Origin of the sequence: Microlunatus phosphovorus NM-1 (assembly GCF_000270245.1) — a bacterium.
GTDB lineage: Bacteria > Actinomycetota > Actinomycetes > Propionibacteriales > Propionibacteriaceae > Microlunatus > Microlunatus phosphovorus.
Window position 1 is genome coordinate 3,488,462 of the sequence record NC_015635.1, and the last position, 14,490, is coordinate 3,502,951.

Consider the following 14,490-nt stretch of genomic DNA (forward strand, 5'->3'; position numbering starts at 1 on the left):
TTGTGAATCTTGCTCGGCGATCCATGAGAGGTGTCGCTCCTTCGCGAAAAGTAGTTCCTGGTGTCCGTTTCGGCGGCTCGTGGCACCACACGCTACTTCTCGATGAGCGGCTGGGCTCGTAGACCACGAGCGCGTGCCCGCAGGCGACTCGGCGGCCCTCTTCACAGAGTCCCCGGAGACGCGTATCGTTCGCCTGAACGATTAGTGCGCAAGGCTGAGATCCGCCCTCCGGAGGCCCATGTGAACCATGCGATCAACCGCCGCCAGCTCCTCGGGGGCATGCTCGGCGGTGCCACGCTGCTCGGGCTCTCGGCCTGCGGGGCACCACCTTTGACCGTGCCGGAACAGGCAGCCACCGGCCCCGCGCGACGCGGTGGCACGATGCGCATCGCGCGTCCGGCGGCGACCGCCGCGGAGACCCTCGATCCGGCCAGCTCGCTGTCGGCCTACGAGTACCTGGGCGCGATCTACAACCGAGTCGTGAAGCTCGATCGCAACGGCCAGACCGTCCCCGACCTGGCCACCGACTGGTCCACGAACGCCGACGCAACCGTGTGGGACTTCAAGCTTCGCTCCGGCGTCCACTTCCACGACGGGCGCCGGCTGACCGCCCAGGACGTCCGCTACACCTTTGCGCACATCCTCGACCCGGACACCGCCTCGCCGCAGGCCGGCCCGCTCGAGCTGATCCGCTCGATCGACGCCGTCGACGCGACGAGCGTCCGGTTCCGGCTCCGCTCCCCCAACGCCGAGTTCCCCTCGCTGCTGACCGCCTACCAGTGCTATGTGATCCCGGACGGCTCGGCCAAGGAGATCGGGCGCACCGGCATCGGCACCGGGCCATTCGTCCTGGAGAGCTTCACTCCGGCGGGCCCCGGCCAGGTCCGAGCCAACGAGGACTACTTCGACGGTCGCGCGACCCTTGACCGGATCGAGTTCTATTCCATCCAGGACACCTCGGCGCGGGTCAACGCCTTGTTGTCCCGGCAGGTCGATCTGCTGGCCCAGACCAACCTCGACAATCCGACCGCCAGGGTCGTCGCCAACTCCGCCGGCACCACCATCGCCCGGGTCCAGAACGCGCAGTGGTACACGATCCCGATGCTGTTCACCAGCAAAGAGTTCGCCGATCCGCAGATGCGGCAGGCGATGAAGCTCGCGTACGACCCGAATGCTGTCTTGTCGACAGCATTGCAAGGCACCGGCGCCCCTGGCTGGGACAACCCAGTGCCGCCGCAGCTGAAGGACTGGACCGACCATGAGCGCGAGTACGATCCGGACAAAGCCAAGGCCATCTTGAAGAAGCTCGGCCGGGAGGACTTCAGCACTCGGATCTACACCTCTGCCTACGAGCCGAATCTCACCCCGATCGCGACCGCGTACGCCGACCAGGTCAAGCAGGCCGGCATCACGCTGAAGATTACCAACGCAGCGGCCGACTCCTACTACTCCCAGATCTGGATGTCCAAGCCGCTGATGGTCAGCTATTGGTTCACCGGACGACCGGTCGACCAACTGCTGAACCAGATCTTCCGCAGCGGATCGTCCTACAACGAGTCCGCGTGGTCGAACAAGCAGTTCGACCAGCTGCTGGACGCGGCCCGGGCGGACACCAACGACGCCAGCCGTCGACTGAAATACCAGGACGCGCAACGGCTGATCCAGGCCGATGGTGCCGACCAGACGCCGGTGTTCGGCGATCGACTCGTCGGACTCTCCGAGACTGTCGTCAACTACGACGAGTACGGCTTCGAATTCGACTACCTGGCCATCGGCCTCAAGGAGGGCTGAGTCGTGCTCCGACTGATCGGCATCCGGTTGGCCACCGGCGTCGTCACCTTGTTCCTGGCGGCCTTCTTCGTCTTCTTCGCCGTTCAAGCGCTCCCCGGCGACGTGGCGCAGCAACTGCTCGGCCAGAACGCGACACCCGAGGCCGTCGCCACCCTGCGCGCCCAGCTCGGTCTCGACACGAACGTCTGGGTGCGCTTCTTCCAGTGGCTCGGCCACGCGATCACCGGCGACTTCGGCACCTCACTGGTCTCTGGAGAGCCCGTCTCGGCAGAGATCTGGGCCGCTTTCTCACACACCCTGCTGATCGCGGTGCCCGCCATCGTCGTCGGGATCACGCTGTCAGTGCTGCACGGCATCTTGGCCGGCGCTCGACGTGGCACCGCGATCGACTCCTCGATCTCGGTGCTCTCGCTGATCATGATGAGCATCCCGGAGTTCGTGGTCGCCACGTTGCTGATCTTGCTGTTGGCGATCATCGTGCCGATCTTTCCCGCAGTCGTCCTCGAAGGCCCGGACGCGACGTTGGGCGACCTGCTGCCGGCCGTGCCACTGCCGGCCGTCACCTTGATCATCGCGATGGCGGCCTACATCATCCGGGCCATGCGCTCGTCGACGATCGACGGGCTCACCACCGAGTACGCCACCACGGCGACACTCAAAGGCGTGCCGCACAAGCAGGTGCTGTGGCGACACGTCACGCCCACCGCGCTGTTGCCCGTACTGCCGGTGATCTCGATCAATGTGGCCTGGCTGCTCGGCGGTGTCGTCGTCGTCGAGTCGGTGTTCAACTATCCCGGGTTGGGCAAGCTGATGATCGACTCGGTCTCGACTCGAGATCTGCCGGTGTTACAGGCCATCGCGGTGCTCAGCGCACTGGTCTACGTCATGGTCAACCTCATCGCGGATCTGCTGGCCCTGGCTGTCGATCCGCGGCAGCGCACCCTCCACCAGCCCCGGCTGCGCCGCGAGACCAAGGAGGTTGCGGCATGATCCGGTTCCGCGAGCTCACGACCGGCACTCGCGTCGGTCTGCTCATCATCGCCGTGACCGTGGTGGTCTCGATCCTGGCTCCGCTGATCACCCCGTACGATCCGATCGCGACCGACGCCCAGAACTCGCTGGCCGGTGCCAGTTGGCAGCACTGGCTGGGCACCGATCAGTACGGCCGCGACGTGCTCTCCCGCACCATCGAGGGCGGCCGCTTCGCGCTGCTCGTGTCCGTGCTCGCCACCACCGTTGCTGTCGCCATCGGCACCCTGATCGGCGCGATCGCGGCCTACTACGGCCGGTGGGTGGACGGGGCCATCACCCGAGTGCTGGATGCCGTGCTGGCCGTGCCGGCTGTGCTGGCACTGCTGCTCATCGTCTCCGTCTTCGGCAACAGCCTGTGGGTGTTGGTGCTGGCGATCTCGGTCGTCTACATCCCCGCCGTTGCCCGCGTCGTCCGTGGCGCCACCTTCCCGGTGCTCACCGCCGGCTACGTCACCGCTGCTCGGGCTCGCGGTGAGCGCTCGCTGGCAGTGGTCACCCGGGAGGTGCTGCCCAACATCCTCGACACCGTGCTGGTCGAGTTCGCGATGCGCGCCTCCTGGGTCGTGCTGCTCGTCTCGACGCTGTCCTTCCTCGGCTTCGGCGTGAACCCGCCGACACCTGACTGGGGTCTGATGATCCAAGAGAACAGATCGGCCCTGACCGTCGCCCCGGCCGGGACGCTGGCCCCGATCGTGGCCTTGTCGCTGCTGGTGGTCGGTCTCAACCTCGCGGCCGACGGTCTCGGCAAATACCTCGGTGTCGACCGCGCCCGGCGAGGAGTGCTCTGATGACGACCAGCTTGATCACGAGCGACGTGGTAGCCGATGTGGTGGACCTGACGATCTCGTACGCGGCGGGCGACCGACGAGTGACCGTCGCCGACGGCATCAGCTTCACCCTGGAACGCGGTCGGACTCTCGGACTCGTCGGCGAGTCCGGCAGTGGCAAGTCCACCGTCGCCAGGACTCTGCTCGGACACCTACGAGACGGCTCCCGGATCGACACCGGACAGGTGCACATCTTCGACACCGACGTGTTCACCTTGCCGGCCGCCCAGCTGCGACAGCTCCGCGGCGGCACCGTGGCGCTGGTCGCCCAGAACGCCGGCCATGCGCTCACCCCCTCGATGCGGATCGGTGAGCAGATCCGGGAAGCCTTGCAGGTGCATGACCTCCCAGCGGGTCCGGATCGGATCATCGAGCTCTTTCGACTGGTCCGGCTGCCCTTCCCGGACACCATCGGCGGTCGCTATCCGCACCAACTGTCCGGCGGTCAGCAGCAGCGGGTGGCGATCGCCATGGCGGTCGCCACCAACCCGAAGATCCTGGTGCTGGATGAGCCCACCACCGCGCTCGACGTGATCACCCAGGCCGCGGTGCTCGCCCTGGTGAACGACCTGCGCGCGCAGCTGGGCATGGCGGTCCTGATCGTCAGCCACGACCTCGGGGTCGTGTCTGCGGTGGCCGACGACGTCTTGGTGATGCGCAACGGGCGCGAGGTAGAGCACGGCCCGACCGGGCAAGTGCTGGGCGCGCCGACGCAGGCCTATACGCGGGAGCTGATCGAGGCGGCCCCCAGGATCGAGGGTGTCGATGTCCCCACACCCCGGGTGACCGAGGGCGACACCGTCCTGCTCTGCCGCGATGTGGACATCCGCTACCCGCATGCGCCTCGGCTGGCGGTGAGCGGCTTCAATCTGGAGGTCCGTCGCGGTGAGACGGTCGCCGTGGTCGGTGAGTCGGGCAGCGGCAAGTCGACGGTGGCCACGGCGCTGGCCGGGCTGGCGTTGGTGGAGAACGGGGAGGCGGCCCTCTGGTCCTCCGATGGCGCCCGAAACGATCTCCTCGGCTCGGCCGCCAAGCGTCCGGTCGATGTCCGCCGCTCGGTGCAGATGATCTTCCAGAACGCCGATCTCGCCCTCAACCCACGACGCAGTGTCGGCGACTCGATCGCCCGTCCGTTGCAGGTCTTCGGCCGGGTCAGCAGTCGCTCAGCAAGCCGAGACAGGGTGGCCACGCTGCTCACCGAGGTCGGGCTCGGTCCCGACTTCGCCGATCGCGTGCCGGCCCAGCTTTCCGGTGGCCAACGTCAGCGGGTCGGCATCGCCCGCGCGCTGGCGGCCGAGCCCAGCCTGCTGATCGCGGACGAGATCACCACCGCGTTGGATGTGTCGGTACAGGCTGCGGTGCTCGAGCTACTGGAGGAACTGCGCGACCAGCATGCGCTGGCGTGCCTGTTCATCAGCCACGACCTCGCGGTGGTGCGCAGCATCGCCGATCGGATCGTGGTGATGAAGGACGGTCTGATGGTGGAGACGGCGCCGACCGCCGCTCTCTTCGACAACCCCCGGCATCCGTACACCCGGACGCTGCTGGACGCTGTCGTCGAGCCGGGGCACGCAGATCTCCCGAGCAGCGACGCCGACACTCGGGTGATCACCATCGATCCGTCCGCCGTCCTGGTCGATGTGGGGGGCGGTCACCGGGTCCGCAACGATGAAGGAGCTCTCCTCCACCCATGACGGGGCTGACTGTCGTGGACATCGACCAGACGGCGATCCACGTCCGCGACCTGTGGATTCCGATGCAGGACGGCGTACGTCTGCATGCGCGAGTCTGGCTGCCGACGGACGCCGAGACCCGTCCGGTGCCGGCGTTGCTCGAATATCTGCCGTACCGACTGGACGACTGGACCTCGGTCCGGGACAGCGAGCGCCACCCGTACTACGCAGCCAACGGGTACGCGTCGGTCCGGGTAGACATCCGCGGCACCGGCAGCTCGCAGGGGCTGTTCGAGGATGAGTACTCCCCCGCCGAGCTCGACGACGGGGAGGCGGTGATCGCCTGGCTGGCGGCGCAACCCTGGTGCACCGGTGGGGTCGGCATGTTCGGCATCTCCTGGGGTGGGTTCAACGCCCTGCAGCTTGCCGAGCGCGCGCCGACTGCGCTCAAGGCGATCGTCACCGTCTGCTCCACCGATGATCGGTACGACAACGATGTGCACTACGTCGGCGGCGCCGTGCTCGCGATCGACATGGCCGGCTGGGCCGGCACGATGCTCGCTTTCGCGTCGCGCCCGCCACGACCGGAGGTGGTCGGCGACGGCTGGGTGGAGCAGTGGCGCGATCGACTCGAACACCAGCGGCCGCTGGCGCCCATCTGGATAGGCCACCAAGAGCGCGATGACTACTGGCGCCGAGGCAGCGCCTGCGAGAACTACGCAGGGATCCGCGCGGCAGTGCTGGCGGTCGGCGGCTGGGCAGATCCCTACCGAGACGCAGTGCTCCGATTGGTCGCCAACCTGGACGCACCCGTCAAAGGCATCATCGGGCCCTGGTCCCACCACTACCCCGATCGCGGCCGCGCCCCGGGACCAGGCATCGACTTCCTCGGCGAGACGCTGCGCTGGTGGGACCGTTGGCTCAAGGGCCTCGACACCGGCGTGGAGGATGACCCCGATCTGCGCGTGTGGATCACCGAATCAGCACCGCCCGAGCCGTACGTCGCGACCCAGGCAGGTCGGTGGGTCGGCGTCAGCCGGCTCGACGAGCCGGACCAGCACCAGTTGGATCTTGGCAATGGCCGCGTCCTCATCCACTCACCGTGGGCGACCGGACAGGACGGGGGACGGTTCTTCGCGTTCGGCAACCTGGCCGACCTGCCCCCGGACCAGCGGGCGGAGGACGGTCGATCAGTCTGCATCGATCGGCCGGTATGCGACACGCCGATCGACCTGCTCGGCCGAGCAGTCGCACAGCTGCGGCTGCGCTCGACGCACGACCGGGGGCACGTCATCGTTCGACTCTGCGACGTGGCACCCGATGGCTCGTCGACCCTGGTCAGCCGAGGCGTGCTGAATCTGCTCAAGCGGGAGGGAATGGACGTCGTCACACCCCTGGTGCCGGGTGAGGACGTCGAGGTCGAGGTGCCGCTGGTCGGTGCCGGATACCGGTTCCTGCCCGGACACCGGATCAGGATCGCCCTGAGCAACCATTACTGGCCGTGGGTCTGGCCGCACGCCGTCGATGACACCCTGGACGTCGACCTCGGCCACAGTCGGATCGCGTTGCCGCTGGTCGCCGGCGGCGCGCAGACCGTGGCGTTCGGCACCCCGTTCCACGCAAGGCCGATCACCATCGTCGCGCCCGAGGGCGCCCCGCCGACTCGCCCGGCACGGACGGTGAGCCACGATCTCGCCACCTTGACGACCACCCTCGACGTCGATCCCGACTATGGCGGCACCCGCCAATATCCCGACGGACTGACGTTCCTGGAGTCAGCCCGTGAGGTGTACTCGATCCAAGAGCACTGCCCTACGTCGCCGCGGACCGAGTCCCATTGGCAGGTGCGAATGGCCCGAGCCGAGTGGGTCGCCGAGATCGAGACCCGATCGGTGATCAGCAGCGACGCAGATACGTTCTCTCTCGTGAACACCGTGCGCGCCGTGGCCGAATGCGATGGGATCCGCGAGACAGTCTTCGATCACACGTTCTATGACACGAGGCCCAGGACCTCGGCGTGAGGCGGCGGCGGCTGCCGCCGGACGAACGGCGTCGCCAGATCGTCGAGGCCGCCCGCTCAGTGATCGTTCGCCAGGGTCTGGCAACCACCTCGCTGCGTGACATCGCCGCGGAAGCGAAGGTGTCGATGGGCACGGTCACCTACCACTTCGACAGCATCGACGAGATTCTCGGTGCGGTGGTGGTCACCGAGTCGGAGCGCTTCTACGCCGATGTGGTCGAAGCCGCGGACTCCGAACCGGACCCCTGGCGCGCACTGGAACTGCTCGTCAATCCGCTGTTCGGAGACACCGACGATGTGCACGCGCACTGGCGGATCTGGTCGGACTACTGGGCGGCCATCGTGCGCCGACCGGAGATGACCCAGGCGTACGCCGAACGGATCCGGCACTGGGAGAAGTGCTGCGCCCGCCTGATCGAACGCGGCGTGGCCACGGGCGCTTTTCGGCCTGCAGACGCCCGTGGCACCGCGCTCAAGCTCGCCGCCTTTGCCAACGGGCTCGGCACTCAGCTCCTCCAAGAGGCACGCGATCTCACCGCGCCCGCTGCCCACACCTACCTGTCCGAGTACATTGAGCTGCTGCTCTCGCCCCGGTGATCAGCCGACTGCGACGACGGCCGACTCCAGCCGGATCACGCCGTAGTCGTACGCCTTGCGCCGATAGACCACGGCCGGAGCCTCACCGTGCTCGAGATCCATGTACAGGTAGAAATCGTGGCCGACCAGCTCCATCTCGTGCAGCGCCTGGTCCAGCGTGATCGGGATCGCGGCGTGCACCTTCTCCCGGACCACCAGCGGACCGTCGCCATGCACTTCCATGCCTGCCACATTGCGCACCTCGGCACCGTTGATGTGCGCTTCCTCCACCGGCACCTCCGGCAGCTCGGCAGCGGCTTCGTGCAACGCGCGGGGCCGCCGCGAGCCTCGGTGCACCCGCTTGCGATCGGCCGCCTTGCGCAGCTGAGCCATCATCTTGTCCAGCGCCAGGTCGAAGGCCGCGTTCTTGTCTTCCGCTGCAGCCTCGGCACGAACCACCGGACCCTTGGTCCGGAGCGTGATCTCGACCCTGCTGGCTTGGTCGTGCTGCCGTCGGTTGCGTTCCGCCGAGACCTCCACCTCGACCCGGATCACTCGATCATCGAGCTTTTCGGTCCTGGTGATCTTGTCCTCGACATAGTCGCGGAACGCGTCCGACACCGAGCAGTGCCGGCTCTTGACGACAACATCCATGTCAGCCTCCAGCATGAGTAGCGACTGGGCCGCCAATCGACGACCCGTACCAGTGACGCTAGTCCCCGACCGCCCCATTCGCCACGGTGGATCGGGGATGTTGGGCAGGTTCTCAGTACCCGGACAACATCCGGACAGTGGCCGAGACGGTGGCGGCACCCAGCACCTCGTAGCCGGCCGCTGTCAAGCAGCGGACTGCCTCGGTGAGACTCGCGCCGGTGGTCACCAGGTCGTCCACGACCACCACCGCCGGGCCGTCCGGTCGCCAGCGCAGGCTGTCGACGCCGCTCCGAAGCCGCAGACCGCCGCGCAGGTTCGCCGCCCGCTGGGCTGCGTCCAGCTCCGCCTGATCGGCCAGTCCCCGGCGCTGCGCCAAGAGCCCCGCCGACCGAACCAGGCGCTGTCCGGCCAACGTCCGCGCCGCCCGCCCGGCCAATGCGGCAGTCGCGTCGAAGCCCCGTTCGCGGACCGCGGCGGCAGCCGAGGGCATCGGCACCAGCACGATCGGCTCGTGGGGCGGCACCTCCCGGGCCGCCAGCAGGTCGGCCACCGACGCAGCCAGCCGATCGCCGAGCAACGGAGTCAGCATCAACGCCTGGTCCTCCTTGTGCGCATGCAGCAGGCCACGGTGCACGGCGTCGTACGTACTGGCGGTGGCCGTCATCGGGAAGCCCGGCGGTGCCGGCGTCGGCGCGGTCAGCCGGGTCGGCTGCGCCAGTACGTGCCCGCGGCAGCTCGGGCAGGCGCCCCACCACGGCTGCCGGCAGCCCGGGCAACTGGCACCGAGCAGCAGGTCAGCGGTGGCTGACCACCACCTGTCTGCTCGATCGCCCAGCGCGCGCTCGCCCACCGCGCAAGTCTGACACCGCATGAATGCCGGCCCCACGTCAGCCGGGGGTGGCCACCGCGCTCACCCGGTCGAGCAACGTCACCCACTGAGTGCTGCCGTCCCGCCAGCTCTGGCCGCTGCGATCGAGCACCACCGTTGTCTGGCTCGGCAGCGCGACCGTGACGCTCACCGCATCCCATGAGCTCGGCTCACCGACGGCAGTGATGACCGAGGCATCTTGACTCACCCGGTAGACGGTCATCGGCGCATCCGAGGTCGCGCCGGCGAGCACGACGAGAGTCGTCGCATCCGACCACGCCACGTCGCGCAGCAGACTGAGGTTCGGGGTGGTGGAGCGGGAGACGTCGAGAGGCAGCCACCCGTCGAGCCGGATCCGCTCGCCTCGGATGATCCGTGCCAGGCCGAGCTCGGTACGACCGTTGACCTCCCGGATCAGCGCCATCCGAACCCCGTCGGGACTGATCGCGAAGGACCGGATCACGCCACGACGCAGGATCAAGGAGTCGATCTCGACCACCTTGCCATCCCGATCGACCCAGAGCCGTTGCCGACCATCAGATCGCCCGACCGCCCAGAGCTCGGCGAATCGGGTGAACTCCGGATCCAACAGCCCAGACACACCTGACAGCACCGTGCGCACGGATCCCCCTGCCGTCTCGGCACGGCGCAGTGCCTCGCCACCGTTGGTGACCGCTGCGACGTCGGAGGCTGTCGGCGAAACCGCCAACCCGGTGACGGGCCACCGACCCCTCCCCAGCGGGCCAGGCACCCGGGCGCCGTCCGCCCGGTCCGCGATCGGCGAGATGGCCTGCACCTGGTCGTTGCGGGCCACGTAGAGCGCGTCGACCGTGCCCGGCGGGACCGGGGCGAACGCCTGGAAGTTCGCATCGAGGGTCACCTCGTAGGAGGTGTTCGGATCAGCACCAGGGATGGCGTACGGACGCTGGCCGACGGTGAACGTGACGCCCTGGATGCCGATCGGCATCAGCGTGTAAAGCACCTGGGCGGCCATCAGCGTGCGCTGTCCGTCGTTGAGCGCGAGGACGTTGTCACTCAGCGCGACCTCGGCCACCCCGTTGGTGATGGTCACCGCATCGACGCTGAGCGCCGTGCCTGCCGGAATGGAGCTGCTGACCGCCGGGCCGAGCCAGTCCGAGGGACCGTTCAGCAGCGCTCGCATCAGCACCGACGCGATGCCGGCCTGGTTGCGCAGGTTGGGCAGATAGATGGGATTCGGCACCAGGGAGCTGCCGTTGCCGATGAAGTAGCGGTTGTACGGCTGATAGAAGGACGCGAACGCGAACTCGGCGACCATCAGCCCGGCGGGTGGGGTGCTGACCCGCCACTCGCCGCCTTCCTTGACCATGCCGAAGTTGACTCGCCACTGCTTGTCCTGGGCCGTGTAGGTGCGGTCGTGACCCAGCGAGCCGACCAGCCGGCCATCCAGGATCACGGTGTTCCCGGCCGTCTGCAGTGAACCCGAATAGATCCAGACCCCCGACTCCGGCGCCCACTTCTCCGCTGCCGCCTTGGTGAGGAACTGCCGCGCCACCGCATAGTTCGGCTGGAAGTTCGAGGTGGCCCGCAGGAATCCCTGCACGATCTGCTTGGGGTCATCGCCGGCGGTCGGCGGCGCCACGTCGACGTTGAGACAGTTCTGGCACTCCGGAGGCTGGCCCTCGACCTTCTCCACCGGACCGGTGGTCGGCACACTGACACAGCCGGCGAGCAGTGCCAACGCCGCGAACAGCGCGATCACGAGCCGGCGACAACTCATCGCTGCGCTCCGGCGGCATCGGACGGCGACGGAGACACTGGGGACGGCGGCACCGGCGACGGCGCTGCAGGCGGCGGGGATGCAGGCGATGACCCAGCCGCGACCGGACCGCTGCCGAGCTTCGTTGGATCGGACCGCTGGGCCTCGGAGTCGACCGCCGGTGCCGGGTCGAGCGCCGGGACAGGCTTTCCGATGCCGTCGGCGAGCGTGGACAGCACCAGATCGCGCGGCACCAACGGCAGCGGCGACGACTCGATCACGCCTCCCGCCCGTCGCGGCACCGTGAGCCGGAACTGTGCCCCCATCCCTGGCCGGCCCCAGGCAGTCAGCCAGCCGCGGTGCAGGTTCGCGTCCTCCATCGAGATCGCCAACCCCAGACCGGTGCCGCCGACCGTCCGCGCCCGGGCCGGGTCGCCGCGCCAGAAGCGGTGGAAGACCAGCTTGGCCTGAGCGGCCTCGAAGCCGAAGCCGTGATCGCGCACGGCCACGGCGATGGCATGGTCGTCGGCGACGACGAGGATGTCGATCGGCCGGCCTTCGCCGTGCTCGATCGCGTTCACCACCAGATTGCGCAGCACCCGCTCGATTCGGCGGGCATCCACCTCAGCCACCGCCGGCTCGGGTGCGTGCACGCGGATCTGCGAACCGCTGGTCTCTGCCAGCTGGGCAGTGCCGTCGAGCACCCGGGTCACGATGTCCCGCAGATCCACCTCGCTCACCGAGAGCACCGCAGCCCCGGCATCGAACCTGGAGATCTCCAGCAGGTCGGTCAGCAGTGCCTCGAACCTGTCCAGCTCGGTCTGCAACAGCTCCGCGGAGCGAGCTGCGATCGGATCGAAGTCGTCGCGTGCCTCGTACAGCACCTCGGCCGCCATCCGTACGGTGGTCAAAGGCGTGCGGAGCTCGTGGGAGACGTCGGAGACGAACCGCTGTTGAACCCGGGACAGCTCCTCCAGCTGGCTGATCTGTTTCTGCAGCTCCGAGGCCATGTAGTTCATCGAGGTCGCCAGCCGCGCCAGGTCGTCGCGGCCACGCACCTTCATCCGGTCATCGAGATTGCCGGAGGCGAGACTCTCCGCGGCCCGCCGGGCCGCCCGGATCGGCACCACGACCTGCCGGGCGACCAGGGCCGCGATGAAGGTCAGCAACACGACCAGGATCGCGCCGGTGGTGATCACCGCCGTCTGCAGCACGCCGAGGATGTTGACCTGCTGGGTGAGCGGGAAGATGAAATAGATCTCGTACCGTCCGGTGCCGGGCAGGGTCAGGCCCGATCCGGCGGCGATCCCGGGCACGGGCTCGGTGTCGTCGCGGTAGATGACCTCGGTCGGTGCCATCAGCAGGTCGTCGCTGGTCGCGACCTGGGCGCGGAGGTTGTCCGGCACGCTGGTCGCCGCGACGTCGCCGGCGGTGGTGGTCTGCCCGCCGGAGATGATGATCACGTCGTACTGGTCACTGCCACCGGATCGGTTCGCGAACCGCAGCGCGAGCTCGGTGAGCTTCTTGTCCGGATTGGGATCCCCGGTGAGATCCGCGGAGTTCAGTTGCTGCTGGGCAGCGTCCAGGGCCTGACGAGCCTCGATGCCCACCGATTCTCGTTTGGCCTCCATCACGCCGAGGCTCGCCTGCCGCATCAGCAGGAACCCGCCGAGCACCAAGACGATGACCGAGGCGCCGAAGACCGAAGAGATCACCCGCAGCGGCAGCGACTGCCACCACCACTCCACCGGCAGTCGCCACCAGGCCCGGGAGGCTCCGGTCCCAGCTCCGGAGTCGGCGCCGGTCAGCGCCCGGCGCATCGACGATCGGCCTCGATCATGTCTGCTCGCCCGCCTTGTAGCCGATGCCACGGACCGTCACCACGATCTCCGGGTGCTCGGGATCACGCTCGATCTTCGAGCGCAACCGCTGCACGTGGACGTTGACCAGCCGGGTGTCGGCGGCGTGTCGGTAGCCCCAGACCTGCTCGAGCAGCACCTCCCGGCTGAACACCTGCCACGGCTTGCGAGCGAGGGCGAGCAGCAGGTCGAACTCGAGCGGCGTCAACTGGATGGCAGCGCCGTTGCGCTTGACGGTATGGCCATCGACGTTGATCACTAGGTCGCCGATTCGCAGCGTCTCTTGATCGACCTCTTCCGGCGAGCGGCGCAGTCGGGTCTTGATCCGCGCGATCAGTTCCTTGGCCTTGAACGGCTTGGCGACGTAGTCGTCGGCTCCGGCCTCCAGACCGGCGACGACATCGATCGTGTCGGACTTCGCGGTCAGCATGACGATGGGCACCAGCGACTCGGCCCGCAGCTCGCGGCAGATCGCGACGCCGTCCTTACCGGGCAGCATCAGATCCAGCAGCACCAGATCCGGCCGCGCGTCGTGATAGGCCTCGACAGCCTTGTCCCCGTGAGCGCACCAGATCGGCTCGAATCCCTCGTTGCGGAGCACCAGCGAGAGCATCTCCGCCAACGCGGCGTCGTCGTCGACCACCAGCACCCGGCCTCGGTCGGCCCGGGACTCCTGGATCCGGTCGGAGTCACGGGCACCGTGCTGGTCAGTCGATATCGAAGCGTCCGACACGCGCAATCCCTTCGCTCAAACCGACCGCGGGCCACCTCGCCCGACACAGCCGGCGCCGCCATCCTATGCGAGGTCACCAGGTCACAGCCTGATATCGGCGCGACACGTCGCTGCCGGTACGCCAGGTGGCTCGTAGCTCAGTTCAGCTCGGGATCATCGGCCCAGGTGGCGAAGAAGGCAAGCTCGTTCGGTTGGCGGCGCAGCACCCGGCGCCACAGGCCCAGGGGATGCCGACCGAACACATCGTCGTACGTCGCGGGCACCACGTGCCACATCCGGCGGGCGATCTCCCCCACGAGCTGACCTGGCGACCAGCCGGCATAGCCGGCGAAGATCCGCAGGTCCGCGTACGCCCCGGAGACGATCTCGATCGGGGTGTCGAGATGCAGCAGACCGACCCGGTCGAACAACGGTCGCCACCCCGGCGGCTCCTCGGCTTGCGCGACCACGCTCGCCAGGCAGATCGCTCCGTTGGGTGAGACCGGTCCGCCGTGGAAGAGCACCCTTGGCTCGGAGACGATGTCCACCCACGACGGCAGCACCGACTCCAAGGTGGTCTGCGAGATCGCGTTCAAGATCACCCCGAGCGAGCCGTCGGCGTCGCTGTCCAAGACCAGCACCACGGTCTGGTCGAAGACACCGTCGCTCAGGCCGGCGCTGGCAATGAGCAGGTCACCCGGTTGCGGATCGCGGTCACTCACGGAGCCATCCCACGATCC

The 14,490-nt window shown here is 68.1% G+C and carries 12 protein-coding genes; 6 read left to right on the plus strand and 6 right to left on the minus strand.

All coding sequences use genetic code 11. From position 1 onward, the window contains the following. The first annotated feature begins 240 nt into the window (after positions 1 to 240). Genes MLP_RS15660 through MLP_RS15685 form a run of 6 tightly spaced genes read left to right on the plus strand, consistent with a single transcriptional unit; the run spans position 241 to position 7,940 of the window. Positions 241 to 1,791: an ABC transporter substrate-binding protein gene (locus MLP_RS15660; protein ID WP_013864122.1), complete on the plus strand. Its 1,551-nt coding sequence runs from the start codon at positions 241 to 243 to the stop codon at positions 1,789 to 1,791. A gap of 3 nt (positions 1,792 to 1,794) precedes the next feature. Next, positions 1,795 to 2,781: an ABC transporter permease gene (locus MLP_RS15665; protein WP_013864123.1), complete on the plus strand. Its 987-nt coding sequence runs from the start codon at positions 1,795 to 1,797 to the stop codon at positions 2,779 to 2,781. Continuing rightward, on the plus strand, positions 2,778 to 3,611 hold the full coding sequence (locus MLP_RS15670; protein WP_013864124.1) for an ABC transporter permease: 834 nt from the start codon (positions 2,778 to 2,780) through the stop codon (positions 3,609 to 3,611). The genes MLP_RS15665 and MLP_RS15670 overlap by 4 nt, the downstream gene beginning before the upstream one ends. Then, positions 3,611 to 5,344 (plus strand): dipeptide ABC transporter ATP-binding protein, encoded by a 1,734-nt coding sequence (locus MLP_RS15675; RefSeq protein WP_013864125.1) that lies wholly within the window; start codon positions 3,611 to 3,613, stop codon positions 5,342 to 5,344. The genes MLP_RS15670 and MLP_RS15675 overlap by 1 nt, the downstream gene beginning before the upstream one ends. Then, positions 5,341 to 7,344, plus strand: a complete 2,004-nt coding sequence (locus tag MLP_RS15680; RefSeq protein ID WP_013864126.1) for a CocE/NonD family hydrolase — start codon at positions 5,341 to 5,343, stop codon at positions 7,342 to 7,344. The genes MLP_RS15675 and MLP_RS15680 overlap by 4 nt, the downstream gene beginning before the upstream one ends. After that, positions 7,341 to 7,940 (plus strand): TetR/AcrR family transcriptional regulator, encoded by a 600-nt coding sequence (locus tag MLP_RS15685; protein ID WP_013864127.1) that lies wholly within the window; start codon positions 7,341 to 7,343, stop codon positions 7,938 to 7,940. The genes MLP_RS15680 and MLP_RS15685 overlap by 4 nt, the downstream gene beginning before the upstream one ends. Here MLP_RS15685 and hpf read toward each other — a convergent pair whose 3' ends face one another. The 6 genes from hpf to MLP_RS15715 form a co-directional block, all read right to left on the minus strand. Continuing rightward, on the minus strand, positions 7,941 to 8,573 hold the full coding sequence (gene hpf, locus MLP_RS15690) for a ribosome hibernation-promoting factor, HPF/YfiA family (RefSeq protein WP_013864128.1): 633 nt from the start codon (positions 8,571 to 8,573) through the stop codon (positions 7,941 to 7,943). It lies immediately after the preceding gene. A 112-nt stretch (positions 8,574 to 8,685) separates the two neighbouring features. Then, on the minus strand, positions 8,686 to 9,423 hold the full coding sequence (locus MLP_RS26545) for a ComF family protein (RefSeq protein WP_013864129.1): 738 nt from the start codon (positions 9,421 to 9,423) through the stop codon (positions 8,686 to 8,688). A 37-nt stretch (positions 9,424 to 9,460) separates the two neighbouring features. Beyond that, the gene (locus MLP_RS15700; protein WP_013864130.1) at positions 9,461 to 11,200 is read right to left on the minus strand and encodes an LpqB family beta-propeller domain-containing protein; all 1,740 of its coding nucleotides are present in this window, start codon (positions 11,198 to 11,200) and stop codon (positions 9,461 to 9,463) included. Then, the gene (gene mtrB, locus MLP_RS15705; RefSeq protein ID WP_013864131.1) at positions 11,197 to 12,999 is read right to left on the minus strand and encodes an MtrAB system histidine kinase MtrB; all 1,803 of its coding nucleotides are present in this window, start codon (positions 12,997 to 12,999) and stop codon (positions 11,197 to 11,199) included. Before mtrB ends, MLP_RS15700 begins: the two co-directional genes overlap by 4 nt. A 16-nt stretch (positions 13,000 to 13,015) precedes the next feature. Continuing rightward, on the minus strand, positions 13,016 to 13,717 hold the full coding sequence (gene mtrA, locus MLP_RS15710) for an MtrAB system response regulator MtrA (RefSeq protein ID WP_041792642.1): 702 nt from the start codon (positions 13,715 to 13,717) through the stop codon (positions 13,016 to 13,018). Positions 13,718 to 13,908: 191 nt separating this feature from the next. Next, positions 13,909 to 14,472: a YqgE/AlgH family protein gene (locus tag MLP_RS15715; protein ID WP_013864133.1), complete on the minus strand. Its 564-nt coding sequence runs from the start codon at positions 14,470 to 14,472 to the stop codon at positions 13,909 to 13,911. Positions 14,473 to 14,490 lie beyond the last annotated feature (18 nt).

What these genes read in the sequence shown, in the direction of transcription:
- MLP_RS15700 (WP_013864130.1), bottom strand. Translation starts at nt 11,200, where the DNA reads ATGAGTTGTCGCCGGCTCGTGATCGCGCTGTTCGCGGCGTTGGCACTG.
- MLP_RS15675 (WP_013864125.1), top strand. Translation starts at nt 3,611, where the DNA reads ATGACGACCAGCTTGATCACGAGCGACGTGGTAGCCGATGTGGTGGAC.
- MLP_RS15680 (WP_013864126.1), top strand. Translation starts at nt 5,341, where the DNA reads ATGACGGGGCTGACTGTCGTGGACATCGACCAGACGGCGATCCACGTC.
- MLP_RS15670 (WP_013864124.1), top strand. Translation starts at nt 2,778, where the DNA reads ATGATCCGGTTCCGCGAGCTCACGACCGGCACTCGCGTCGGTCTGCTC.
- hpf (WP_013864128.1), bottom strand. Translation starts at nt 8,573, where the DNA reads ATGGATGTTGTCGTCAAGAGCCGGCACTGCTCGGTGTCGGACGCGTTC.
- mtrB (WP_013864131.1), bottom strand. Translation starts at nt 12,999, where the DNA reads ATGCGCCGGGCGCTGACCGGCGCCGACTCCGGAGCTGGGACCGGAGCC.